This window comes from Aquabacterium sp. (assembly GCF_016195855.1).
In the GTDB taxonomy this organism is placed as follows: Bacteria; Pseudomonadota; Gammaproteobacteria; order Burkholderiales; family Burkholderiaceae_C; genus Aquabacterium.
In genome coordinates this window covers 17894-42625 of sequence record NZ_JACPYU010000021.1, presented here as the reverse complement: position 1 = coordinate 42625, position 24732 = coordinate 17894, and the positions used below count along the sequence as shown (strand labels likewise).

The 24732-nt window shown below is 64.9% G+C and carries 26 protein-coding genes; 5 read left to right on the top strand and 21 right to left on the bottom strand.

The window, feature by feature from the left end:
- Window positions 1-4: 4 nt before the first annotated feature.
- The 16 genes from HY019_RS17710 to HY019_RS17635 all read right to left on the bottom strand — a co-directional run bounded on the left by HY019_RS17710 (window position 5) and on the right by HY019_RS17635 (window position 16780).
- Window positions 5-1303: a hypothetical protein gene (locus HY019_RS17710; protein WP_290694718.1), complete on the bottom strand. Its 1299-nt coding sequence runs from the start codon at window positions 1301-1303 to the stop codon at window positions 5-7.
- Between the two features lie 75 nt (window positions 1304-1378).
- The gene (locus HY019_RS17705) at window positions 1379-2266 is read right to left on the bottom strand and encodes a PEP-CTERM sorting domain-containing protein (RefSeq protein ID WP_290694717.1); all 888 of its coding nucleotides are present in this window, start codon (window positions 2264-2266) and stop codon (window positions 1379-1381) included.
- A 398-nt stretch (window positions 2267-2664) separates the two neighbouring features.
- Complete coding sequence (locus tag HY019_RS17700) at window positions 2665-3537, bottom strand: ankyrin repeat domain-containing protein (RefSeq protein WP_290694716.1); 873 nt, start codon at window positions 3535-3537, stop codon at window positions 2665-2667.
- 9 nt (window positions 3538-3546) lie between these two features.
- Window positions 3547-4374 (bottom strand): LuxR C-terminal-related transcriptional regulator, encoded by an 828-nt coding sequence (locus HY019_RS17695; protein WP_290694715.1) that lies wholly within the window; start codon window positions 4372-4374, stop codon window positions 3547-3549.
- A 78-nt stretch (window positions 4375-4452) separates the two neighbouring features.
- On the bottom strand, window positions 4453-4890 hold the full coding sequence (locus HY019_RS17690) for a type II secretion system protein (RefSeq protein WP_290694714.1): 438 nt from the start codon (window positions 4888-4890) through the stop codon (window positions 4453-4455).
- Window positions 4891-4895: 5 nt separating this feature from the next.
- Window positions 4896-5291 carry a prepilin-type N-terminal cleavage/methylation domain-containing protein gene (locus tag HY019_RS17685; RefSeq protein ID WP_290694713.1) on the bottom strand — a complete coding sequence of 132 codons (396 nt, stop codon included), beginning with the start codon at window positions 5289-5291 and terminating at the stop codon, window positions 4896-4898.
- Window positions 5292-5309: 18 nt separating this feature from the next.
- Entirely contained in the window at window positions 5310-5795 is a 486-nt protein-coding gene (locus tag HY019_RS17680; protein WP_290694712.1) for a type II secretion system protein, read from the bottom strand.
- On the bottom strand, window positions 5776-7971 hold the full coding sequence (locus HY019_RS17675; protein ID WP_290694711.1) for a secretin N-terminal domain-containing protein: 2196 nt from the start codon (window positions 7969-7971) through the stop codon (window positions 5776-5778). Before HY019_RS17675 ends, HY019_RS17680 begins: the two co-directional genes overlap by 20 nt.
- 2 nt (window positions 7972-7973) lie before the next feature.
- Complete coding sequence (locus HY019_RS17670) at window positions 7974-8630, bottom strand: hypothetical protein (protein WP_290694710.1); 657 nt, start codon at window positions 8628-8630, stop codon at window positions 7974-7976.
- Entirely contained in the window at window positions 8627-9196 is a 570-nt protein-coding gene (locus tag HY019_RS17665) for a hypothetical protein (RefSeq protein ID WP_290694709.1), read from the bottom strand. Before HY019_RS17665 ends, HY019_RS17670 begins: the two co-directional genes overlap by 4 nt.
- Window positions 9196-9789 (bottom strand): hypothetical protein, encoded by a 594-nt coding sequence (locus HY019_RS17660; RefSeq protein WP_290694708.1) that lies wholly within the window; start codon window positions 9787-9789, stop codon window positions 9196-9198. The genes HY019_RS17665 and HY019_RS17660 overlap by 1 nt, the downstream gene beginning before the upstream one ends.
- A 20-nt stretch (window positions 9790-9809) precedes the next feature.
- Complete coding sequence (locus tag HY019_RS17655) at window positions 9810-10643, bottom strand: hypothetical protein (protein ID WP_290694707.1); 834 nt, start codon at window positions 10641-10643, stop codon at window positions 9810-9812.
- Window positions 10644-10645: 2 nt separating this feature from the next.
- Window positions 10646-12226 (bottom strand): GspE/PulE family protein, encoded by a 1581-nt coding sequence (locus HY019_RS17650; protein ID WP_290694706.1) that lies wholly within the window; start codon window positions 12224-12226, stop codon window positions 10646-10648.
- Window positions 12223-13311, bottom strand: a complete 1089-nt coding sequence (locus tag HY019_RS17645; protein ID WP_290694705.1) for a type II secretion system F family protein — start codon at window positions 13309-13311, stop codon at window positions 12223-12225. Before HY019_RS17645 ends, HY019_RS17650 begins: the two co-directional genes overlap by 4 nt.
- A gap of 20 nt (window positions 13312-13331) precedes the next feature.
- Window positions 13332-13811, bottom strand: coding sequence for a type II secretion system major pseudopilin GspG (gene gspG, locus HY019_RS17640; protein ID WP_290694704.1), 480 nt, complete (start codon window positions 13809-13811; stop codon window positions 13332-13334).
- Between the two features lie 161 nt (window positions 13812-13972).
- On the bottom strand, window positions 13973-16780 hold the full coding sequence (locus HY019_RS17635) for a right-handed parallel beta-helix repeat-containing protein (RefSeq protein ID WP_290694703.1): 2808 nt from the start codon (window positions 16778-16780) through the stop codon (window positions 13973-13975).
- 119 nt (window positions 16781-16899) lie between these two features.
- Here HY019_RS17635 and HY019_RS17630 point away from each other — a divergent pair, with 119 nt between their 5' ends.
- Window positions 16900-17505: a YqiA/YcfP family alpha/beta fold hydrolase gene (locus HY019_RS17630; protein WP_290694702.1), complete on the top strand. Its 606-nt coding sequence runs from the start codon at window positions 16900-16902 to the stop codon at window positions 17503-17505.
- Here HY019_RS17630 and HY019_RS17625 read toward each other — a convergent pair.
- Entirely contained in the window at window positions 17441-18076 is a 636-nt protein-coding gene (locus HY019_RS17625) for a GNAT family protein (RefSeq protein ID WP_290694701.1), read from the bottom strand. The genes HY019_RS17630 and HY019_RS17625 overlap by 65 nt on opposite strands.
- A gap of 114 nt (window positions 18077-18190) precedes the next feature.
- Between HY019_RS17625 and HY019_RS17620 the strand changes: the two genes are divergently transcribed.
- The 4 genes from HY019_RS17620 to HY019_RS17605 all read left to right on the top strand — a co-directional run bounded on the left by HY019_RS17620 (window position 18191) and on the right by HY019_RS17605 (window position 22918).
- Window positions 18191-20254 (top strand): RNB domain-containing ribonuclease, encoded by a 2064-nt coding sequence (locus HY019_RS17620; protein ID WP_290694700.1) that lies wholly within the window; start codon window positions 18191-18193, stop codon window positions 20252-20254.
- A gap of 70 nt (window positions 20255-20324) precedes the next feature.
- Window positions 20325-21194, top strand: coding sequence for an energy transducer TonB (locus HY019_RS17615; RefSeq protein WP_363302789.1), 870 nt, complete (start codon window positions 20325-20327; stop codon window positions 21192-21194).
- 25 nt (window positions 21195-21219) lie between these two features.
- On the top strand, window positions 21220-22080 hold the full coding sequence (aroE, locus tag HY019_RS17610; RefSeq protein WP_290694698.1) for a shikimate dehydrogenase: 861 nt from the start codon (window positions 21220-21222) through the stop codon (window positions 22078-22080).
- A gap of 37 nt (window positions 22081-22117) precedes the next feature.
- A complete protein-coding gene (locus HY019_RS17605; RefSeq protein ID WP_290694697.1) occupies window positions 22118-22918 on the top strand; it encodes a transglycosylase domain-containing protein in 801 nt (266 codons plus the stop codon).
- 24 nt (window positions 22919-22942) lie between these two features.
- On the opposite strand, the gene HY019_RS17600 is transcribed toward HY019_RS17605, so the two are convergent.
- From HY019_RS17600 to HY019_RS17585, 4 genes are all read right to left on the bottom strand, one after another.
- Window positions 22943-23158 (bottom strand): hypothetical protein, encoded by a 216-nt coding sequence (locus HY019_RS17600; protein ID WP_290694696.1) that lies wholly within the window; start codon window positions 23156-23158, stop codon window positions 22943-22945.
- Window positions 23159-23186: 28 nt separating this feature from the next.
- Window positions 23187-23702 carry a DoxX family protein gene (locus tag HY019_RS17595; RefSeq protein ID WP_290694695.1) on the bottom strand — a complete coding sequence of 172 codons (516 nt, stop codon included), beginning with the start codon at window positions 23700-23702 and terminating at the stop codon, window positions 23187-23189.
- A gap of 91 nt (window positions 23703-23793) precedes the next feature.
- On the bottom strand, window positions 23794-24033 hold the full coding sequence (locus HY019_RS17590; protein WP_290694694.1) for a zf-HC2 domain-containing protein: 240 nt from the start codon (window positions 24031-24033) through the stop codon (window positions 23794-23796).
- Window positions 24034-24052: 19 nt separating this feature from the next.
- Window positions 24053-24724 carry an RNA polymerase factor sigma-70 gene (locus HY019_RS17585; RefSeq protein ID WP_290694693.1) on the bottom strand — a complete coding sequence of 224 codons (672 nt, stop codon included), beginning with the start codon at window positions 24722-24724 and terminating at the stop codon, window positions 24053-24055.
- Window positions 24725-24732 lie beyond the last annotated feature (8 nt).

The following is a 24732-nucleotide window of genomic DNA, read 5'->3' as shown; positions in this document are numbered from 1 at the left end:
CCAATTAACGCGAGGCGTAAGGCTTGTTGGAGTTGCCGCCGCGGCCGAACTTCGACTCGACACCGGTGATGAAGATGCCGGGGCTGGAAGAACCAGCGGTCACAGCCGACTTGATGCCGTCGATGACGGGGGCGCAAGTACCGGCGGGGCAGTAAGCCGACAGCTCGTACACGAAGTCATAACGACCAGCGATGGCGGTAGCGGTTTGCGAAGCGCCAGCCACACCTTCGGTAGCGGACACTTCGTTCAGGCGAACGAAGCGGTAAGTGTCAGCACCACCGATGGGGTTGTTTTCCAAGGACAGGGCACCGAACTTGTAGCCATCAGCCAAAGTGTTGGCGTTCAGGCAGGTCTTGACGTTGCCCGACGAAGCGTTTTCAACCGAAGCGTACTTGGACAGGGTCACGTTGCCGACGATAGGCTCCTTGCCACCCAGGGGGCCCTGTGCGTCGTAGTTCAGGAAGTACAGCTGGGCGCTTTGTTGCGTGCCCGAAGACTGAGGGCGCTTGCAATAGGTGATCTTGTTGGTCAGGCCAGTGGTCTGGTTGGCGGCGGCCACCAGGTAAGCCAGGCCGCCTGTCTTGGCGGGGTTGGAAGTAGCCGAGTTGATCAGCGACTCAACCTGGGCACGGCTCAGGCTAGGCTGGCAAGCAGGCGTGGTGTCGCCAGCGGCGCAGGTAGCGGGCACGACGTTGCCACCGGCTGCGGTCTTCTGGTAGGCCTGCAGGTCGTTGTACAGCGTCGAGTTGACGGCGATGCCAAACACTTGGCTGAAGCCGGCGGCGGTGAAGTCACCACCATCGTAGGCCGTGTTGAAGATGGGGCCTTCCACGTCCAGGAAGCCGCCGTCGGACTTGCTGCTGTCGGCCAGGGTGGTGCCGCAGTTCAGCATCTGGCCAGCAGCCAGGAAGGACAGGGCTTCGGTGCCAGCAGCCAGCGGTGTGCACGAACCGGTGGGGACCAGGAATGTGGTGGCCGTCGAAGAAGGATAGGCAGCGGCGTTGGTGATGGCGGTTTCAGAGCCGTTGGCCACGTTCACGCGCAGTTCGTTGGCAGTGACAGGGATGGTGGCGTCGAAATCGGTCGAGCAGGTCACGGTGAACTGGTTGCCCAGTGCGTTCGTGGCGGCAGTCGTCTTGTACACCAGGGCAGAGCCACCGTTGTTCACGCACATGTTCACGGCACCGCGAACAACGTTGATGGACGAAGCGGAAGAACCGGTCAGGCGGGTCACGCCGGCGGCCATGGCTTGCGAAGCACCGCACACGGCGATGGCAGCGATCATCAGCTTGGAGAGTTTCATAGTGGGTATCCAGTTAAAGCGGAGGGATGAAGCGGGGCATGACATGGGCGCAGCCAGCGCTGCGCCCTTCAGGCATTACTTGGTCTTGCGACGGGCAGCAAAGCCCATGGCGGCCAGGGCCACCAGGCCCAGGGAGTAAGTGCTGGGCTCAGGGATCGAAGGCGTCACAGCCACGGTGGCGGTCTGCCAGGTCAGGGTCTGGGCAGCAGCGTTCAGCGTGAAGGTGCCACGGGCGTTCAGCAGGCCAGTGGTGGTGGAGCCCACGGGAGATGCGCCGACAAAGGCTTCACTGCCGTCACCATTGAGGTACAGGAAGTTGGTTTGCGTGCCGGCAGTCGTGCCGTTCCAGCTGATGTTGTTCTGCCACTTGCCCAGGGTGCCGATGCCGGTGGAGTTGCTGGCAACCCAGGCCGGGTCGGTGTTGGAGGAAGCGAAGTACGAACCGTTGTCAGCCGAACCGGTGATGGCATTGCGGGTCAGGTCGTACAGTGGGGCAACAAGTTGCAGGGCCGACGAATCGGCTTGGGCGTTCAACTGGGAAGCAGTGGGCGTACCGGTGCTCAGATAACGGGTGATGAAGTCCACGCCAACGGTGTCACCAGCGATCACGCCCCAGCGAGCGTCAGCACCAGCAGCAGCGGCGTAAGGAGCGAAAGCCGAGAAGTCGTTGGTCACGCCACCGACCACTTGACCGTTGCGGGTGATGGTGTTGTTGGCGAAGTTCCACACCACGGTATTGTTCACGTCAGACAGGTTGCCTGCAGTGCCGCCAACCGATGCGGGCATGAAGTCAGAGAAGGCATAGCCCAGGTCCACGAACACGGAACCTTGAACAGCGCCAGTGGCGTCGAACGAAACGAAGGCGACCGAGTTGGCGGTGCCGGCGTCCATGCCGTTGAGGCTAGCGTTGGCGGCGCCAGTGGCGGCCAGGGCCAGGGCGGCGACGATGGTTTGCAATTTCATGTGCTTGCTCCGTTTAGGAAGTCAGATAGAAGGAAGAAATTTTTTGGAACCCCGAGCGAACTGCTCCTCGAAGTGCCTGCAGTGTCAAAAACACGTGTGACAGGCGTTCCGGGTCAACCCTGAGTGCACATGAGCCGTTCAGACTGCCGCTGGCAGGCCCTCCGCAACTCGGCTCACGATAGTCAGCAGACGTGACACCGATAGAGCCCGACAAGGGCACCTGACGTGATCCGAAAGGACCAAGTCACGTGACATCCCGGCGTCAGTGCTGCCTGCGCCCCCCTCCCCCCCTTGTTTGAGTGGAGAGGCGCTCCCGCGTGCACCATGAACAACGCCACGTCCCTTTCGGGTACGTGGCGTTGCGCTTGCCGCGATGGCTGGCCTGGTGATCAGGCCATTCAATGCGGGATGGCGGCGGCCTGATCGCTGCCCAGTTGATCGATGAGCACCTGCGTCAACACCGAACTCACGAGCACACCCTGTGCACGCAACCACAACAAGGTCTCGCGCTGTTCACCCAATGCCGCAGCATGGACAGCGTTGAGCCCGTAGCCATCGGGCGTGGACAAGTCCATGCCCCGCGCCTTGAACAACTGCAAGACAGGCATTTGCCCGGCATGTGCGGCCTCGGCCAGGGCGTGTCGCCCTTGTTTGTTGGTCAGGCGCCAATCGGCGCCGCCGTCGAGCAACAAGGCCACCGTGCGCTGCTGGCCACTGACACAAGCCAGGTGCAAGGCGGTCTGCCCCAGGGCGTTGGGCTGGTCGATGTCGGCGCCCTTTCTCAGCAGGTCACGCACCATGGTCTCCTGCCCCGCCAGGGCGGCAGCGCCAAGCGGCGTCATGCCCGATGCCCCCACCTGATCCAGGTCGGCGCCACGTTTGATCAACTCCCTGACCAGCTCCAGCTGATCGGCCTGCACCGCCATGGTCAAGGGCGTGCGACCTGATTCATCGCGGCGGTTGAGGTCCGGCTGGTTCTGTTTGAGCCATGCCAGGGCTTCGCGCCAGCGCTTGTCACCCAGCATCTGCAGCAACGTGCGCTCAGAGGCTGACAAGGCCCCCTCGGCCTGGCGCGACCAGGGGCCATCGCGGCGCACATCCTGCAAGACCAGATCCGGCACAGGGCCCGTGCGTTCGGGCTGGTTGCCTGCGGGGATGAACGACGACCACTCGGTCTGATCACCGCTGCTGATACCCTGAGCCTGAGCCGCCAGGCTGATGAGACAAAAGAAGGTCGCGCAAAGGGCGCGACCACCATGGAGATGGTTCATGCTGCTGCTTCAGTAATAAGCCTCGCCCGAGCCATGGGGCATCGCGCCAAAGGCATTCATGGTCATGGCCTTGGCCACAGCCTGCGCGCGGTTGGCCGCACCCAGCTTGCGCAGAATCTTCTGGACATGGTTCTTGACGGTCAAGGCACTGATCCCCAGCTTCTCGCTGATCTGCTGGTTGCTCAGCCCATCACGCACCCACAAGAGGATCTCGCGCTCGCGCTCGGTGATGGGCACCACCCGTTGATAAGGTGCAGGGCTGCTGGTGCCGGCCATCGGCAACCTGGCGGACACCATCTGGCGCTCGGTCACGCACACGCGTTGGTACGCCGTGTGCAGGCAGGGCAGGAGCATCTCCAGTGCCAGGATGTCGGGGTCGTCATAGAGGCGCTGCGGCTGCCCGAAGACAAAGAAGCTCTCCAGCTCTTCAGGCCGCCCCGGCCTGGTCACCCCATGGATCAACAGGTGCTGATAGCCCATGTCCAGCAAGCTGCGCACAGCAGGGTCTGCCCGGTCCAGCAAGACCAGATCCAGGCGGCAAGCCTGATAGCGCGCGCGGCGCCAGCATTGCAAGGCAGCTGCCATCAAGGGCGCGCGTGCATTTTTCAGCCGTTCTGCGATGTCTTCCGGAACCGGCACGCTGTTGAACAGATCGAACACCACATCACGCTGGTCCCGGTCATAGCTGCCGCAAACGCTGAACTTGTGAGGCAACCAGCGCTGGAAGTCGCCCTGGCACCAGACAAAGTACTGGTGTCTGCGGCGGACTTGAGGCGCGGCCTCAACGACGCGCAGCAAACACTCGGATTGCTCTGGTGCGATGTTGGGATATGGCATGGTGGGTAGAGGGGATAGCGGCCGTAGTCTAGGAACGGTCAATGACGGTTTGTTGACGAAACATTCGTGAAACCACCTTTATCCGTTTGACACCACAAAAAGCCACAGCTTGTACTGCCCCACCCCTTCGGGCGCAGCCAAAGGCCTGGCGGGTGAATTGCTGTACACGCCCTTGATGCCTGCACCCTCTTTGACCAACCCCCAGGTTCGCTCACCCGTGATGGGATCAGGCCACAGGCGCCGCAAATGACGCATGACCACGGGCCCGCGCCGGTCTTCCAGCAAGTCTTCAAGTTGCGTGGGCCATTGGGATGCGCCACCGGGTGCGACCACCTGGTGATAGGCCTCGATGGCCTTGCGGATCTGTTCACCCCGAAACACCAGTTCGGCCTCACGCTGGCGGCGCATGGCATGCGACCAGTTGTCGGCCAGGGCTGCCAGCATCACACCCGAGATCGCCACCCACCAGATGAGCATCAGGTAGGTGAAGCCGCCTTGTGCACGCCTGCCTTGCATGGCCTTCACCATGATGAAAAGGGGCGGCCGTTCTGCCCGTTGCCCGCTGCACCACTGCGCACATCGGCCATCTTGCCGGGCACGCTGCCGTCCACGGGCGGCGGCAGCATCTGCCAGCTGTCGCGGCGGCCGGTCACGGGGTCTTCGGGGATCTGGCGGATGTAGCCTAGCGTGACCAGCTCATCGAGCGAGTCCGGGTAGTGGCCTTTATCGCCCACGTATTTGTCGATGGCATCGCGCATGACGTTGAGCGAGGTGCGCAGGGAGGCCTCACGCGCGTTGTCAACGGTGCGCACATAACGCGGTGCCACGATGCTGGCCAGCAGGCCGATGATGGCCAGCACGACGATCAACTCGATCAAGGTGAAGCCGCGATGGGGGCGCCTGGTGTGGATGGTCATGATGTGCTCAGGGCTGGCTCACCATTGCCGGTAAGGCGTACCGTCCAGCCCCTGTCCTTCACTGGTGGAATACACATCGAACACGTCGGCGCCAACGGCCGGTGCATCGGGTGGGCTGGCATAGCTGCGCAAGCCCCAGGTCTCGGCGGCCGGCAAGTTGGGGTCGGCAAAAGGGTCGCGTGGCAAACGCCGCAGGAAGTAGATGCGCAGGCCCTTGGGGGACGCCGCGTCCTTGACCCCCTTGACCAGCACATCCAGCTTGGGCGGGTAACCCGATTCATCGGGCTTCTTCTCGATGCGGCCTTGGTCCCAGGCGTGCTTGTAGTCATCCAGGGCAGTGCGCAGCACACGCAGGGCCTGCCGTAGCTCAGCCTCCTGCGTGCGTTTCTTGTGCAAGGCCGCCAGTGGCATGGCCGCGCTGGCCAGGATGCTGACGATCAGCACCACCACGACCATCTCGATGAGCGTGAAACCACGCGAACGATCAATGGAAGGCTGCACCATTGCCGGCATCCCCGCCTTGTTGGCCGTCGCTGTCTGGTGCGGTGGCTTCGTTGTGGACCTTGATCCGCCAGGACGCGCCGGAAGGCTCCAGCAAGAGCAGGGCTTCGCTTTGCGTCGCGTCAGCGCGCATCCGGATGGTCACGGCTTGCGAGCCATTGGGGGGCAAGGTCACGGTCAGGCGGCCATTGGCATTGGCGGCGCCATCCAGCTCCAGCACCGCGGGGTCCACCACCAGCGTCACAGGCGAGGCCTGGCCCTTCTGGTTGCTCAGGGTGACCTGGAAGCTCGCGCCGGGGCTGACCTCATCGGGACCGCTCACCGTGAAGCCCTCCCCCACACCATTGGCGGGCTTGGGTGCAGATGCGCCGCGCTGCTCGCCCGCGCCGCCTGTTCCGGAACCGGACAGGCTGGCCTCGTCGCGCAAGATCAGGGCGGGGGCCCCGGGCTGTGTCTCGGTACCCGATGGCATGAAGGCGGCCGTGGTGCCCGGCTGGATCACGTTGCGCACGATGTGCGGCGTCACCAGCAGGATGATCTCGGACTTCTTGTGTTCGGTGGTGGTCAGGCCAAACAGGCGGCCCGCGATCGGCAGGTCATGCAGGCCGGGGATACCAGCCGAGCTGCGACTTTCGTTGTCATTGATGAGGCCGGCGAGGATCTGCGTTTCACCATCACGCAAGCGCAGCGTGGTGGTCGCCTGGCGCGTGCCGACCTGGTAGGCAAAGGAGTCGGATGGGCCGGACACCTTGTTGGTGATGCTGCTGACTTCCAGCGCCACCTTGATGGTCACGTCGTTGTCCAGCTGCACTTGCGGCTCCACTTCGAGCTTGAGCCCCACATCGATGTAGCTCACGGACACGGCGTTCGAGATCGCGCCATTGCTGGGGGTGGACGTAGTGGTGAACACCGGCAGCTTCTCGCCCAGCAGCACCTTGGCCTTTTCACGGTTGCGCGCCCGAATCTTGGGGTTGGCCAGGATGTTGGTCGTGTCGTGCGAGGCCTTGAGCGTGGCCAGCGCCAGGGGGTTGGCCGTGTAGGCCTGCAAGCCGGTGAAGGTGGTGAGCGGGGCGGTGCTGCCGGGCACGCCGTAGGACACATTGGTGGGCCAGCTCAGGCCCATCGAATTGAGCTTGTTGTTGGAGACCTCCATGACCTCCAGCTCCAGCATCACCTCCGGATCGGCCAGGTCGATGCTCTGGATGAGGCGCTCGACGAGGCGCACCACCTCCGGCGTATCCCGCACCACCAGCAGGTTCAAACGCTCGTCAACGAAGATGTCCCGCGTCTTGGCTACGGTTCGCACCAGGGACTGTGCCTGCTTGGGGTCGGCGTTGACCAGGTAAAAAGTGCGCGTAACGGTGTCCAGCAGGTCACGCTGCTTTTGCTGCGTGGCTGGGAACACCAGCACGGTGTTGTCATTGAGCAGCTTGGCGGTCAGCTGCTGCGTGTTGAGGATCACCCGCATGGCCTCGTCCACCGTGGTGTTCTTCAGGAACAGGGTGACCTTGGCATCACCGCGCACATCCTTGTCGAACACGAAGTTGACATTGGCCGCGCGCGACAGGGTCTCGAACACCGTGCGCACGGACGCCTCGCGGAACTCCAGGGTCACCGGGTTGGAGGCCGTTGCCAGTTGCAAGGTGGATTGCTTGCGGCTTTGTGATTCACGCAGCTCGGCCACACGGGCCATCTGGGCGCGCGCCTTGCCGTTGCCGGGGTCTTCGGCCAACACGGTCTGCAGGGCGGCTTCTGCACGCTCAAACTGCCTGGCGTCCAGGCGCTGCTGGGCTTCCACCATCAGGCGCTGGTGGCGCTGCAGACGGGCCAGCTCGCTGCGCAGCCAGGCCACGCGGGGGTGCTGGGGGGCAGCCTGCTCCAGCCGCTTGAGCACCTTCTCGACCTCATCGAGCCGGCCGGCAGACCTGGCGGCATCGGCCATGTAAACCAGGTAGCCCACGGTGGCGTCACGCTGCATCAGCACTTCATTGCGCAGTTGCCGGTCGGCCTGGTCCTCGCCTGCCGCCTGGGTCAGGCGTTGCAAGGCGGCTTCGTGCTGGCCCTGGCCAGCCAGCCGATGCGCGTCCTCAATGGCCGGGTTGGCGCACCCTGCCAGATAGGCCGCGATCAACAACATCGCCATCACCAGCTGCGCACGCAGCGCCGACAAATCCATCATGTTCATCTCATCACAACGGTCTGCTGCTGCTTCAAGGGCAGGTAAGTCAGACTCATGGTTCGGTCCTGAATGCGATCGATGCGCCATTGGCCTTCGATCACGTCGCCCGCACGGACGACCCAGGTGCTTTGGGGCCCGGCCAGCACGGCACGGGCAATGACTTGAGATGCGGGCGCCGACGCCCCGCTGGCAGCCACAGCGACGGCTTCATCGTTGAAGCGGCCAACCCACGCATGCGGAAAGGGTGGCGCAGTCGGCGCAGGCGGTGGCCCGGTGTCGACCACGGCCGTGCGGGGCGGTGGGGGCGGCTGCACACTGCGCCAGGCAGCGGGATCACCCGTGGTGCTCGGCCCTTGCCCGGCCAGGCGCGCCTGCCATCGCGTGGCGCCCTGCGTCAGCCCATCGGCAAGCCAAGCCTCCATCGGGGGCGCCCGCTTGTCTGCCGGGCGGGGCGCGCTGGTCGTGGCACGAGTCCTTTCAGGCTGCTCAACCCGCTCGCCTTGTTCGCCCTGATTGCCTGGCGCGGTGCGGCTCACCTGGGCCCCTGGCTTGCCGCCTGGCTGGCGCGATGCCGCGAGCAAGTCATCATCAGACTGGTTGCCCAGATACAGGCTCAGGCCGCCCACCAGGGCCAGCACCAGCAACAGACCGCGGTTCATGGCCTGGCCCTTTCCTGGCGGCGCCACCACAGCGACACCGACACACGCGCCTTGACCTGGTCGCTCATGACGTCGCTGCGCTGCAGGTCCAGGCTGTCGATGCTGAGCGCGGGCTCCTTGAGCAACTGCGCCAGCCAGATGCGCACGGCGCCGTAACCGCCCTCAACCGGCATCACCATGCGCTGGCGCCACAGCACGGCACCCTCTTGCGCGGCCCACGTCTGCTTGCTGCCCAGGTACTGAACCGAGTTGACCGTCAAGCCCTGCTGCCGGGCCTGTGCCAGCACCTGCGACTGCAGTGTCACACGCTGGTCGGCGCCGGGCAGGGTCTGCCACAGGCGCTGCCAGGCCTGATCGGGGGTGCTCAAGACCTCGGGCTGGCTGCTGGCCTGCACCTGAACGGCGGCTTGCAATTCATGGCGGGTGCGGCGTACCTGCGAGCCCCATTCATCGATCTGGGCCTGCTGCCTGGGCAGCCACACGAAATGCGCCCAGGCCGCACCGCCGAGCAGCAGCGCACCCAGCAGGCCTGCCAGGCCAAAGCGTTGCCATGTGCGCAGGCTCATCATGGCGACACCCCGCTGAGCAAGGCTTCTGCACGCCATTCGTAGTTGCCCGCAGCGGCCACAAACGGTGTGCTCAAGCGCTCACGGCTGAGCAGCTGGGCCACACTGCCTTGCGCCTGCACCCAACGCAAGGCCGAGGCGTCGTCCTTAACGGCTGCGCTGAGGTGCACGTCAGGTGCGCTGTCCGGGCGGTTGCCCAAGGTGGCCAGATCCAGGTTGAAGCCCAGCATCACGGCTTGCTCGGCCTGGGCGGCTTCTTCCACCTGGCTCAGCAAACCCAGCCATGGGTAACCCAGCCACTGCGCCATCTGCGCTGCATGCCGGGCCGAATCGGACGACAAGGTGGGCGCCTGATCGGCTTTTGGCACCGGGGCCTTGGGCGCCTTGGCTGCCAGTGTTTGCTGGTGCACCGCACGTTGCAGGCGCTTGAGCGTGGCCTGGGCTTCGGCCTCTTGCGCCGTCACCGCCTGCACCTGCGGCAGGACCACACCGAGCGCCACCAGGCCCAGCAGCAAGAGCAACCATGACCAGGGAGAGGGGCTGATGCGGGGCCCGACGAAGTCCAGCTCCTGCGCCCATTGGGGTGGGCTCATCATGTGCTGCAGTCGACGCTTCATCGCTTCAAACCCCATGCCGCGTTGTCACCTTGCAGCAAGGGCCGCAGCTGATCCTGATCCCAGACATGGGCGTGATGGGCTTCGCATGCGATGCCCTGTTGTTGGGGCGATGCCAGCCTGACCGACACCGCGCTCGCCGACGCCGAGGCACCGTTGTCCGCTTCCATCCACAGGCGTTGAAGACGGGGGGCTTGCCCTGGTACAGCGCGGGCCTCGATGCGCGTGACCAGGCCGGGCTCGCGCGCCTCCAGCGTCCATGTGGCCTCGCTGGCATCAGGCTGACCGCCACCCGATCCACTCAGATTGCGCAACCAGCTTTGCGCGCCACGCGCCCACCAGGGGCCCACCCAGCTCAGGCGCACGCCATGCGCCTGGGCGCCATCCAGCAAGGCATCGATCAGGGCCATCGGCGCCGCAGACACCAGATGCCGCCCACCCACCGTGACCCGACGCAAGAGCCAGTCTTCCTGCAGCGAAGCGGCATCCATGTCCAGGTAATGCGCCCACTGCTGCACCGCCTGCGCCACGGCATCCTGCTCGTTCAGATCGGCGTCCACCAGGGCATGGAGCAAGCCGTGGCTGGACAGCCCGACCATGCAGCGCTCGCCCACATGGGCCGCGCACCAGGCAGCAAAGCTTTGCGCCACACCGGCCCAGGCCGGCTCCATGGCCGACGGGTCTGCCTGCACATACACCACGCGCGGCTGGAACGTGGTGCGCAGGCGGCCGCGCAGGCAAGCCACCCAGTGCCCGGGTTGGAACCAGGCGGTCAGCCCCGCAGAATGTCCGGAAGAAGACGAAGAGGCGGGCGATACAACAATGGTGCTCATGCTCATTCCGCCAGCGTCACGCGGTTGAGTTCGTCCAGCGTGGACTCGCCACGCAAGACCGCCGCCAGCGCAGACTCCCGCAGCAACCTGGTGCCACTGGCGCGCGCGTGCGCCTTGATCTTGATGAGCGAAGCCCGCGTGACGATGAGGTCGCGCAAGGTATCGTCCATCAGCAGGATCTCGGACACGGCCCGGCGCCCTTTGAAGCCCGTGCCACGGCAGGCCGGGCAACCCACGGACTTGAAGAACTGGCCGTGCGTGTCCAGTGGCAGTTGCGCCATCCTCAGGTCGGCCGCAGCGGGTTGCCAGGGTTGGGCGCAGGCCATGCACAGCTTGCGCATCAGGCGCTGCGCCACCACACCATTGAGCGCCGACACCATGTTGTAAAGGTCCACCCCCATGTGCATGAAGCGGCCCACCACGTCAAACACATTGTTGGCGTGGATGGTGGACAGCACCAGGTGGCCTGTGAGCGCGGCTTGCGAGGCAATCTGCGCCGTCTCGGCATCGCGGATCTCGCCCACCATCACGCGGTCCGGGTCATGGCGCAGGATGCTGCGCAGGCCACGCGCAAAGGTCAGGCCCTTTTTTTCGTTCACCGGGATCTGCACGACACCACCGAGCTGGTACTCGACCGGGTCTTCGATGGTGATGATCTTGTCGGTGCCATCGTTGATCTCCTGCACGACGGCGTACAGCGTGGTGGTCTTGCCGCTGCCGGTCGGGCCGGTCACCAACAACATGCCATAGGGCTTGCGCGCCAGGCGGCGCACCACGGCCGCGTCATCGCCGTCAAAGCCCAGCCCTTCCAGGCTCAGGGCCTGCGCCTCGGTGGACAGGCGGCTGCGGTCCAGAATCCGCAGCACCGCGTCTTCGCCAAAGCTGCTGGGCATGATGGAGACACGGAAGTCCACATCCCGCACGCCCGACTCGGCCGACTGCTGCACGCGCAGCTTGAAGCGGCCATCTTGCGGCAGGCGGCGCTCGCCGATGTCCAGCTCGGCCATGACCTTCAAGCGCGACACCAGTTGCTCGGCCACCTCGCGCGAGCCCACATCGCCCACGTGCACCATCACGCCATCCAGGCGATGGCGAATCACCATGCCCGAGGCGGTGGACTCCAGATGCAGGTCGCTGGCCTGGGCCTTGAGCGCATCGAACAAGGTGGCATCCAGCAGTTTGACCACCGGGCTGCTCTGGCGGCTGATGGCGTCCACCGACAAGGCGTGCACCTCACCCCCCTGCTGGCCGGCATCGCTGCCCGCTTCATCACGGATCAGCGCACCGCGCGCCTCGTAGCTCTGCTCGCCTTGCGCCAGCAGCACCGCCAGCGTGTCTTCGTCCACCTCGCGCCACGACACGGGCCGTGCCACGGCGCGGCTCACGGCCTCGCGCAGCAAGACATCATCGACAACTGGCGTCAGCGCCCAGCACTGCTGCGCCGCGTCATGCGCCACCACCACGCGCAAACGCATGGCCTTGGCCAAAGGCCAGATGGCCCAGTCCGGCGTCCAACTCAGGATCGACGCGGCCTCGTCCAGCTCGGGCTGGATCGCCAGATCGGGTTTGAGCACGGCACTCATTGAATCTGCTCCGCCACCTGGAAGATGGGCAGGTACATCAGCACGACGATGCCGCCAATCAGCACGCCCATCACCAGCATCAACACCGGGCTGACCACCTTGCCCACCCATTCGGTGAAACGGGCCAGCTCTTCGTCATAGAAGGTGGCGGCACGCTCCAGCATGGGGCCCAGCTCGCCCGTCTGTTCACCCACGCGCATCATGCGCAAGGACACCGGCGTGGTCAGCGTGCACTGGTGCAGGCTGTCGGACAGGCGTGTGCCCTCCTTGACACGGCGTGTGGCCATTTGCAGCGAGCCGCGCAGGGAAGGCCCCACCAGCTCGCTGGACGCCTCCATGGCGGGCACCACGGCCACGCCGGCTTGCAGCAGCAGGCCCAGCGTGCGGTACAAGGCCGCCAGCTCGATCAGGCGCATGCGCGGACCGATCACTGGCGTGCGCCACAGCCGCGCCGAGGCCGCTGCACGCACGCTTGGTGAGCGCCAGGCCGCCACCGCGCCAAAGGCCATCGCCACCAGGCCCGCCAGCACCGGCCAGGGGTGCTCGCCCACGGCCTTGCCTGCGCCCAGCAACAGGCCCGACAACCAGGGCAGCTCCCCGCCCATGCCTTCGTAGATGTCTGCAAAACGCGGCACCACGAACACCGTCAGAAAAGTGATGACCAGCAAGCTCGCGCCAATCAGGATGGCCGGGTAGATGGCCGCGCTCACCAGCTTGTCACGCAAGCCGCCCAGCCAGGCCAGGTAAGCCGCATGCTGACGCAGCGCCTGCGCCGTCTGCCCCGTGCGCTGGCTGGCCTCAATGGAGGCGATCAACAAGGAGCTGAAAGCCAAGGGCTGCATGCGCATGGCCTGCGACAGCGTCTTGCCTTGCGACAAGGCCGTGGTCAGTGTGGACAACACCTGTGCCACCGACTGCGACGCTTCCTTTTCGCGCAAGGTCATCAAGGACTCGTACAGCGGGATGCCGGCATCCAGCAGCACGGCCAGTTCCTGACAGAACAGCCGGCGCGGGAAGTCCGCCGCACCGCGCTGCGCGGTGGCCTGCTTGCCGGGGCCGATGGACAAAGAAGCGGGGCGACGCATGCTGGTGACTGCCTTGCCCATCACCAATTGGTGATGTCCTGGTCTTCGCCCTCACCGCCCTCACGGCCATCCTTGCCCAGCGAGAACAGGTCGTAGTCGCCATGCTCGCCGGGTGCCTTGTACTGGTACTCGCGGCCCCATGGGTCCTTGGGCGGAGCCTTGCGCAGATAGGGGCCCCACCAACGCGTCTCGTCACCCGGCTTGACCCACAAGGCATTCAGGCCTTGCTCGGTGGCGGGGTAATGGCCGGTGTCCAGGCGATACTGGTCCAGCGCCTTGCCCAGCGCATCCAGCTGGGCCGCGGCGGTCTTGACTTCCGACTTGCCGATCTGGGCGAAAAAGCGTGGGCCCACATAACCGGCCAGCAGGCCGATGATCACGAGCACCACCAGCAACTCCAGCAAGGTGAAGCCGCGCGCGGCCCGAGCCTGGCGCGCAGTCAAAACAACAGGGACGAGCTCAGCCCGCACCCCATGCAGAGGCGCTTGACAGGTATTCATCAGAGGGGATCCTTCCAGCCGCACCAAGGTGTTGATGCAGCACTGGGCGTGATCCTATTGGGCTATTGCTGACAGCTTTGTGACAAGCCGCACACCGGGTCGAGGGGGAAACAAAAACGGGGGCACAAGGCCCCCGTTGCTGGACGCAAGTTAAACGGACATCAAGGCAGCGCCACCTGGCCAACCGTGCAACCGGCATCACTCACGCTGGCACCGTCTGCCGTGCCAGGGCAACGATCCAGGCCGCCGCTGGCGCCATCACCGGGTACACCATCGCGGTCGCTGTCCATCCACACCGGGTCCTTGAGCACGACCACCCGCGAAGACTTGGCAGCCAGGCTGAAGGGGAAGGTCACGGCCGCACCGGTCTTGACGTCCACGTACTTCGTGCAAGCGGTGGTATCGCTGACCGGACAGGCAATCGATTTCGCGCTTGCACCCGCGTTGTAGAAGCCAAACGGCTGCGCGTTGCCCGACACCGTCTGGGCTGGCACCAGTCGCACGTTGTCAATGCGCACCTTGCCCTGCGTCCACAACTCGAAGTCCAGGCGCGCATTGCTCAGTGTTTCCTTGCCAGTCAGGATGGCGGTGTAGGTTTGCCAGTTGCTCGACAGGGTGAAGCCCACCACATTCGTCTTGTCCGCATACGTGCTCATATTGCGCAGTACGGTGCGCACCACATCACCCGCGTTCACAGCCTGCGCGTCGAACGTGAGCACATAGGTTTGCCCCAACGCCACAGAGATCGGCGAGGTGGTGTTGACGATGTAGGTCTTGCGCCCGCCGCTGTCCACGGCGTCTGTGCTGGGCTCGGTGCTCAGGCACACGCCGCTGTTGAGGCAGCCGGTCGTGCCCACCGTCGACATGGCATGCCAATCAGCCCAACTGCTGAAGGACTGGTCAAACCCGCCATTGGCGACCATGTTGCTGGCGCCCGCAATCGGCTTGACGCCAAACGAGGTAGCAAACACGTTCCAGGGCGACAAGGCAATGTTGTCCTGGCCATTGGCGACCCACTGGCCAAAGGTCCTGGTCACCACTGCACCAGACTCGATCTGCGCCAGCACCGGCGTGCCATAGGTGGCATAGACGTTGCGCGAGTAGGTGGCAAAGTCGTCCGCGCCTGCAAAGTCACTCGTGTGCACGATGGTCGGGTTGACCTCACGCGAGGCAAAGGTGTTGCCGCTGACCGTGTTGAAGCGCAAGTAGTTGGTGGCATCGCAATCGGGCATGGTGCCGCAGTAGCCACTGGTGACAAAGTTCATCGTGGCCGGGCTGCCGTTTTCCTGCATCCAGATTTGCGTGCGCGCATTGCCAACCACGGTGTTGCCCGTGATCGTGTTGCTGCGGCCATAGTGCAGCATCACCCCCACATCAAAGCCCGTCACGTAGTTGCTGTCCACCGTGACCTTGCCCGCAAAGTCATCCAGGTAGATGCCGTTGGTTCCGCTGGTCTTGACGTCAGCCGGCACATTGACCAGGCCGTCCAGGCGATCGGGCGCATTGGCGAGGGTCGCGCCGTCCACGAAGTTCTTGTTGATCGTCGTGTTGATGTCGTTCTTGTAGGTCAGGCCATACAAGGTGCCGTCGTAATCCAGGCCGCGCGCATAGATGCCGCCGCAATCATCAAACTCCAGACAGCTGTTGAGCACCAGGTTGTCGCTGATGGTGTTGCCCTTCGCGGTTCGGATACCGATGTAACTCGATCGCTCCACCACATTGCCTGTGGCCTTGGACCCATGCCCCAGCCAGATACCGGCGTGGGCGTAAAAGCCTCGACCAGCATCCCGTACGGTGTTGTTGATGACATCCACCGAGCGCGTCGAGTTGCTGCCCAGGTAGATGCCCGCGCCTGCGCTGTCCGTCACCAGCGAGTTGCTCACTGTGCCGGTGCCGTTGCCATTGTTGGTGATGGCAATGCCCATGGCCCCTGCGCGCGCCACCGTCAGCTTGTCCAGCACGACAGACGTGGTGGCGTGGTTGACGGCCACGGCATCGGCGCGTGAATCCGTTGCGGCCAGGCCTTTGACGGTCACGGACGCAACGTCACGCCCTTCAATGGCGTGCACATGCGATGAGCCATACAGGTTCACGCCACTGGGCGAAATACCGCCAGGCAACCAGACGTAGAGCTTCTTGGTGCCAGCGTCATAGACCCACTCGCCTTCCTTGTCGAGCATCCACAGCTTGTTCTCCAGCCAGTAGCCATTGCCTGCCGTGATGCGGTAGTTCTTGGCGCCAGGCCAGGCGGCATCACCATTCAAGGTGACATTGGTCTTGCTGGGCGCGGCGGTGATGTCATAACGGGTGAGGTACCAGGCCCAGTTCTTCACATAGACCTGGGCGCCCAGCAAGTCCGTGGCCGTCACCGAGGAAGGCAGTGCGGTGGCCTCCAGCAGCATGGTCTGGGTAGGCACATCGTCCACGACCGGGGTGCCATCTGCCACGCGCAAGAAACGGTTTTGCCCACGCCCGAACACACCGCCACCACCGTTGGCACCGATGTTCGGATAGCGTGCACGCTGCAGGCGCTTGTCGTTGTAGATCAGCTGGGTGATGGCGGCGGGGTAGCTCACGCCTTGCACGTCCGTTTCGGCCCAGACTTTGGACGAGACATCGGCCACGTAGATGTTGCCGTTGTAGCGCGACCAGGTCAGCCCGCCCAGGTTGGTCGAGGCCCGGATCACCGGTGCGGCCTCGGTCGAGCTGTCAGGATAGCTGGCATACGTGACGCCGCTCTTGAGCTTGAGTGTGCCCTCCCAGGCTTGCCCCTTGCGGAACAGCACGCGGTCCCCGGACTGCAGATTGGCGGCATTGACACTGCTCAGCGACTTCCAAGGGAAGACGAGGCTGCCAGAATCCCCCCAGGAGGCCGTGTTGACGTAGTAATCAGTGGCGAAAGCCGCTTGCGCGCACATGGCCACCAGGCTCGCTACGGCGTAGCGAACCGCATGATGCGAATTGATCATGGGTTTGTTCCCTGAAAATGATGATTTACGAATATGAACCACGGGCAAACGTCCGGGGCGCATCATCGTAGTGCCTTCACCGGCGCGCAACCTTGCGTGCAAACACCAAGATTCCTGCCATGGCCACGACCACCCATCTGCTTTACCTGCACGGCTTCCGTTCATCGCCCAAGTCCTTCAAGGCGCAGATGCTGGCGCAGCACATCGCCCAACTCAATGCGCAAGGCGCGGGCCTGACCTGGTCCTGCCCTCAACTGCCCCCCTCGCCCGCCCAGGCCTGGTCATTGATGCAGCAGATCACCGCCTCATGGCCCGCCGACACCATGGTCGTGCTGGGCTCATCCCTGGGCGGCTTTTACGCCACCGTGCTGGCCGAGCACCGTGGCTGCCGCGCGGCCGTGATCAACCCGGCCATCGAGCCCGCCCGTGATCTGGCCCGCTACATCGGCGAGCAAACCTCGTTCCACGACCCGCAGGACCACTTCTTCTTCCGCGCCGAGTTCATCGACGAATTCAAGGCCCTGGCCCGCTACCCCATCACCCGACCCGAGCGCTACTGGGCCCTGATCGCCAAAGGTGACGAGGTGCTGGACTGGCGCGAGATGAGCGCGCGTTACCAGGGCAGCCACCTGACCTTGCTGGAAGGCAGCGACCACGCGGTCAGCGACTTTGATCAGCACATGCCCGGGCTGCTGTCGTGGCTGGGTTTGCCGGCATCCGCTTGAGCCACTCGTCGCGCGACAAGGCATAGACCCACGCGTCGCGCGGCTGGTCCGACACATTGGGGTGAGACAAGGCCCGGCGCATGCACCCCTCGCGCTGCATGCCGATGCGCGCCAGCATCGCGGCCGAGGCCCCATTGGCCACATCACACAGCGCATCCACACGCCAGACCTGGTCCACGCCAAACGCGGCATCCAGCACCGCTCGCCCCGCCTCCGCCATCAAGCCCTGACCCCAATGGCTGGCCGCCATCAGATAACCCAAACGCAGGTGGTGAGCCTGCTCCGACGGAAAGCTCATGGGCAGCAATTCGATCTGCCCGAACACCCGCCCGGCCTGCGCGTGTGGCGCCTGGCGCGTCAAGCCCCAGACCCAGGCACTGCGCTTCAACCTGCGGTGGATGTCATAGGCGATCTGCCGCCGGCTGTCATCGGCCGATTCGTGTGGCGCCCATTGCAGATAGCGCAAAACGGCCGGGTCACGGCCGTAAGAAGCGAACACATCCTCGGCATCGCCAGGGCGCATGTCCCGCAGGTGCAGACGGGGGGTGTCGATCAGGCGGGGCAGATCCATGGCGCCCACGATGCCGCATCCCAAAGCCCTTGTCACCCCCTGACGCAAGCCCCAGCGACAAAATGGGACAATCACGCCCTGATTCCCCAAAAGCCCCCACAGAGCCCCCATTCGATGTTTGCCCTTTTTGACGATGCCGGTAAGTTCCACGCCGGCCGTGTGATGTCCGAAGCCGACAGTTCGATGCAGATCGAGCTGGATTCGGGCAAGCGCGTGAAGGTGAAAGCCGCCAACGTGCTGATCAAGTTCGCCAAGCCCTCGCCCGCCGAGATCCTGGCGCAGGGTGCGGCCCAGGCGGCCGACATCGACGTGGACCTGATCTGGGAGGTTGCCCCCGAAGAAGAATTCGGCTTCGACGAGCTGGCCAAGGAATATTTCAGCGCCAATGCGGACGCCGTGCAGCAGGCCGCCATGCTGATGCGTCTGTTCGAGACCCCACACTACTTCCACCGCCGTGGCAAGGGCCGTTTCCGCAAGGCACCCGAGGACATCCTCAAGCAGGCCCTGGTCGCCATCGAGCGCAAGAAACAGCTGGCCTTGCAGATCGCACAATGGGCCACCGACCTGGCCGCCGGCACCTGTCCGCAGCCCATCAAGGACCAGCTCTACAAGATCCTGTTCAAGCCGGACAAGAACGGCCCCGAATACAAGGCCGTGGTGGACGCTGCCAAGGCCACGCAACGCGCCCCGCTGGACCTGCTCAAGGACGCTGGCGCCATCGACAGCCCCTACCAGTTCCACTTCAAGCGCTTCCTGTTCGAGTACTTCCCCAAGGGCACCGGTTTCCCACCCCTGGACGCGCCCCCGATCAAGGACGAGTTGCCTCTGGCGGCCGTCAAGGCCTTCTCGATCGACGACTCGATGACCACCGAGATCGACGACGCGCTGTCCGTGCAAGGCCTGGGCAGCGGCACCGTCACCTATGGCATCCACATCGCGGCACCCAGCCTGGCCATTGCCCCCGGCACACCCGTGGACAACCTGGCGCGCAACCGCATGTCCACGGTCTACATGCCCGGCCACAAGATCACCATGCTGCCCGACGACGTCGTGCAGACCTACACGCTGATCGAAGGCCGCGACTGCCCTGCCGTGTCGCTGTACGTCACGTTTGACGAAGCCACGCTTGCAGTCAAAAGCAGCGAGACCAGGCTGGAGCGCGTGCCCATCGTGGCCAACCTGCGTCACGACAAGCTCGATGGCGTCATCACCGACACCACCTTGAGCGGCGAGGCCCCGGCCGACTACGCCTTCGCACCCGAGCTGGCCTTTGCCTTCCGCCTGGCCAAGCATCTGAAGGCCCAGCGCGAAATCGTGCGTGGCAAGCCCGAGACCTTCAACCGCCCGGACTACAGCTTCAAACTGCTCGGCCCCAATGGCGAAAACACCATGAGCGACGGCATCGAGCCCACCGGGCAAGAGCAGGTCGTGATCGGCACGCGCGCCCGCGGTTCCGCACTTGATTTGATCGTGGCCGAGGCCATGATCCTGGCCAACAGCACCTGGGGTGGCTGGCTGGCCGAGCTGGGCGTGCCCGGCATCTACCGCAGCCAGGCCAGCCTGCAGCCGGGCATCAAGGTGCGCATGAGCACCAAGCCCGCGCCGCACGCCGGCATGGGCGTGGCGCAGTACACCTGGGCCACCTCGCCGCTGCGCCGCTATGTGGACCTGGTCAACCAGTGGCAGATCGTGGCCTGTGCCAAAAACGGCCGCACCGCCGCCCTGGCCGCGCCCTTCAAACCCAAGGACGCCGAGCTGTTTGCCATCATCAGCAACTTCGACACGGCCTACAGCGCCTACAACGGCTTCCAGTCCAGCCTGGAGCGCTACTGGACGCTCAAGTACCTGGGCCAGCAAGGCCTCACCGAGCTGGACTGCGCCGTCATGGTCAACGGCCTGGTGCGCGCCGACACCCTGCCCCTGGTCTTCAAGGCCATCGGTGCGGACAACCTGCCCCGCCACGCCAAGGTGCGCGTGCGCGTCACCGGGGTGGACGAGCTGACCCTGGACGTGCACGCCAGCGTGGTGGCGCGTCTCGATGAAGCCACAGCTGCTGCGGATCAGGGTGAATCGGAAGGTGGCGAGGACGACGAGGTGCTGGACAATGCAGGACCACTGACCCTGGCCATCGACGTGAAGGATGCCGACGCCCCCACAGGGGATGCCCCGACCGCCTGATCGCCAGACCAGCCCTCTCCATCGCCCCTCTACGCGGATGCTGCAACGCCTTCGATCACTGTGGAAATCCTTGAGCCTCCTGCAGATCTGCCTGGGGGTGTCGGCGCTGTTGCACATCGGCCTGTTCAGCTTCCGCCTGGTGGACCCTGAAGGCTTCAACCGCACCTTCAAGGACACGCCGCTGGAGGTCATCCTGGTCAACGCCGGCAGCGAAGCCGCGCCCGACAAGGCCCAGGCCCTGGCACAGCAGAACCTGGCCGGTGGCGGCGAGAGCACCGGCCGCGCCACCTCGCCCCTGCCACCCTCGCCCGAAGCCGAAACCGGCGACGCCATGGAGCAGACGGCCCGCATGATCGAGCAGATGCAGCAGGAACAGCAGCAACTGCTCACCCAGGTCAAAAGCGAGCTGTCGGCCCTGCCCCCGCCCCAGCCGCGTGCCAAGGCCGAAACCGAGCAAAACCGCGCCGACGAAGAACGCCGCCGCCAGCTGACCAAGCTGCTGGCCGAAATCGAAAAGCGCATCCGCGAAGAAAACGAGCGCCCCAAGAAGCGCTACATCAGCCCCGCCACCCTGAAGTCGGCTGACGCGCTGTACTACAGCCAGTTCCGCACCCTGGTGGAACGCGCCGGCACCGAGCACTTCCCCACGCAGGGTGGCCAGAAGCTGTATGGCGAGTTGGTGATGGAAGTCTGGCTCGACCGCCAGGGTAAGGTGGTGGACGCCATCATCACCCAGCCCTCGCGCAGCAAACAGCTCGACAAGCGCGCCCGCGCCATCGTGATGAACGCCGGCCCCTTTGGCGCCGTGCCGTCTGAAGTGATCGCCGGGCGCGACCTGCTGCTGATCTCATCGCGCTTTCGTTTCACGCGTGAGGCGGGCATGCAGGCCACCACCCAGGCGCCTGCCCCTACCCAGACCACCGCACCGGCCGCGCCCTGAGCGGCGCCTGATCGCAAGACCCCACATGACCACCGCAGACCGCTACGCCGTGGCCGGCAACCCGGTTGAACACAGCCGCTCGCCCCTGATCCACGCCCTGTTCGCCCAGCAGACCGGCCAGGCCGTGGACTACGGCCGCCTGCTGTGCCCGCTGGATGACTTCAAGGCCCACATCCGGGCCTTTGCCGCAGGCGGTGCCAAAGGCTGCAACGTGACCGTGCCCTTCAAGTTCGAGGCTTTCGAGCTGGCCGCACGCCGCACGCCCCGGGCCGAGCTGGCCCAGGCCGCCAACACCCTGCGCTTTGACGCGGACACCGATGGCGGCTGGCTGGCCGACAACACCGATGGCATCGGCCTGGTGCGCGACATCACCCTCAATGCGGGCATGCCGCTGACGGGCAAGCGCGTGCTGCTGCTGGGTGCCGGTGGCGCCAGCGCCGGCGTGCTGGGCCCCCTGATCGAGGCCCGCCCCGCCGAGATCGTCATGGCCAACCGCACCGTGGACAAGGCGCAGGCCATCGTGGCCCGTCATGCCGGCTGGGCCGCCCAACACGGCGTCCAGCTCAGTGCCTGTGGCCTGCAAAACCCCGGTGAGGGGTTCGACGTGTTCATCAACGGCACGGCTGCCAGCCTGGCCGGCAGCGGCGTGCCGGTTGGCGCTCAGGTGCTCAAGGCCGGCACTTTGGCGCTGGACATGATGTACGGCCCCGCCGCGCAGGCCTTCCTGGATTGGGCCCGCGCCCATGGTGCCACCCCACGCGATGGCCTGGGCATGCTGGTGGAACAAGCCGCCGAGGCCTTTGCCTTGTGGCGCGGCGTGCGCCCTGATACCACGCCGGTGCTGGCCCACATGCGTGCGCTCGTTGACGCGGCCCAGCCTCATTGAGTCCTGATCGTTCAGCCCATTTAGCAAGAGCCCATCGATGCGTGCAGTCTGGCGAATCGTCGTCCTGTTGATCCTCAGCGGCCTGAGCCTGCAGCTGTACTTCGCTGCGCGCATCGGCCTGATGCGTGTGGTCGCCCCGCAATCCACCACCTTCCAGCGCAGCGAGATGGCGCGGCTGGTACGCGAGCAAGGCCGCATCACCTGGACCCAGACCTGGCGCCCTTATGACGCCATCTCCGACAACCTCAAGCGCGCCGTGATCGCCTCGGAAGACGGCAACTTCGTGGACCACTACGGTGTCGAATGGGATGCACTGCAGAACGCCTGGAAGAAGAACAGCCAGGCCCAGGCCAAAGCCGAACGCGTGCGCCAGCAGGCCCAGGACCGCTATGACCGTGCCGTGGCCCGCGCCAAGGCACGCGGCCGCGCTGTACCGCCACCACCCACGGCCGCCACCAGCGCCACACCCAAGATCATCGGCGGCTCGACCATCACGCAGCAGCTCGCCAAGAACCTGTTCCTGAGCAGCGAGCGCAACTTCCTGCGCAAGGGCGAAGAGTTCATCATCACCTTCATGCTCGAAGGCCTGCTGGGCAAGGAACGCATCCTCACCGTCTACCTGAACAATGTGGAATGGGGTGAAGGCGTGTTTGGCGCCCAGGCTGCCTCGCGCCATTACTTCCAGGTGGAAGCATCGCAGCTGAGCCCCATACAGGCCGCCCGCTTGGCCGTGATGCTGCCTGCGCCCAAGCGCTTCGAGCAGCAGCCCCGCTCGGGCTATATCATGAGCCGATCCAGCACGATCGCTGCGCGCATGGGCGGGGCCGAGCTGCCCTGATCCCCGATCAAGGCAACAAGGGCATCACTTCTTGTTGATGTCGTCCACGCTCTTTTGATAACTGTCGTGGGGCTGACCAGCCTCGTTCATGCAGCGCCGGCGGTCGTCCATGTTCGTCAGCGCATTGCACTGGTTCTGACGCCAGGCCTGGCCAGCGTTGTACGCCTGTTGCGTGGAACAAGCGGTCAAGCTCCAGACTGCCAGCAGACCAACCCCGAATGTGATGATGGATTTTTTCATGCGGGCATCTTAGTGCGTCATGCCCCGCTCAACCAGCCTTCTTCAACCAGCGCCGCCACACCAGCGCATCCATCGACAGGCGGCCCGCACCGAACACCGCCAGCGCCGTGGCCAGCACGCCCCACAGGTGGTGGTCCTTCAAGGCCGCGGGCGCCAGATCCGGGTAGCTGATCACGGCCATGGCGTTGACGAAGAACAGGCCGACGGCAGCAGGCCGCGTCACCAGCCCCAGTGCCAGCAACACCGAAAAGCCCAACTCGCCGCCCGTGCCCATCCAGGCAGCCAGCTCGGGTGGCAAGACGGGCACGTGGTACTCCTCGTTGAACAGGAACAAGGTGGCATCCCAGTCCCGTACTTTGGTCAGGCCCGAGCGGAAGAACACGTCGAACAGGTACAGGCGCGCAGCCAACAAGGCCAGGGCCTGGGGCCAGGCCTCGAATCGCAACCAGCCTTGGGCCAGCCCGATCAGGCGCTGGCGCAGGGAAGGGGCAGCAGCGTCAGATGAGGCCGCTGCGGCAGAAAGGGATGAGTGGGTGGTGGACATGGTGCAAGCCTCGAAAAGTGGCACAGATGTCCATTGGTCGACGCCAGCGGCGGTTTCTTACACCACGCGCGCCCCATGGCGCATACCCCGCTTAAACGCCACCGGGCGGCGGGCGCTTGCCCCCACCGCCTGCCGCATCGTCACCATCGTCCGCGTGCGCCGCGAAGCCCTTCATGGCCTGGCGGATGAAACCCAGTTGGCCGCCAAAGTTGCGGCACCCCGAGCAGATCCAGGTGTGCATGCGCAAGACCGTGCGCTCGGTGGTGCCCAGCTTGCGCTCCTGCGACTCGGACATCATGCGGGTGGCTTGTTCGCAGTTGAGTTTCAACATCTTGGGGTGCTCCTCAACTTCAGGCGGCCTGCGCAAACCAGCGCTGGTTCAGGCACTCGCGCAGGCGCAGTCGGGCACGGTGCAAGAGCACAAACAGGTTGCTGCTGCTGACGTTCACGGTGCTGCAGATCTCGTCGGACTCGAAGCCCATGAACTCGCGCATCATGAACACGCGGGCCTGCGCAGGCGGCATGCCGTCCAGGCAGACTTCCAGCACGGCCCAGAACTGCTGCTGCTCCAGGCTGGCTTCGGGGCAATGCCAGGCGGTGGGCTTGCTGTCTTGCAGCCAGTGGCCACGCTCGTCGAACAGGTCCGACATGGCCTGCTCTTCGTCGTCTTTCATGAGGCTGCTGGCGTCCACCATGCGCTGCTTGTGGCGCAGCAGGTCGGCCACCTTGTTCTTGAGGATGGCGAACACCCAGGTCTTGATGGCCGCACGCCCGCCAAAGCGCTGCGCGCCGCTCCAGGCGCCGGCCAGGGCCTCCTGCACCGCATCCTCTGCCAGGTGGCGATCCCCCAGATGCAACTGGGCAAACTTGATCATCTGGGTGCGCAAGGCGCTCAGAAAGGCCTGATCCTGCAGACCATGCCGTTGCGGCTCGCCCCCCTCTGGCGCCGAAACGCCAGAAGCCGACACAGCAGGGTCGGCTTCATCAGGGGGCAGGGTCAAAGGGAATTCGTCGCGGGACATGGTGGGCG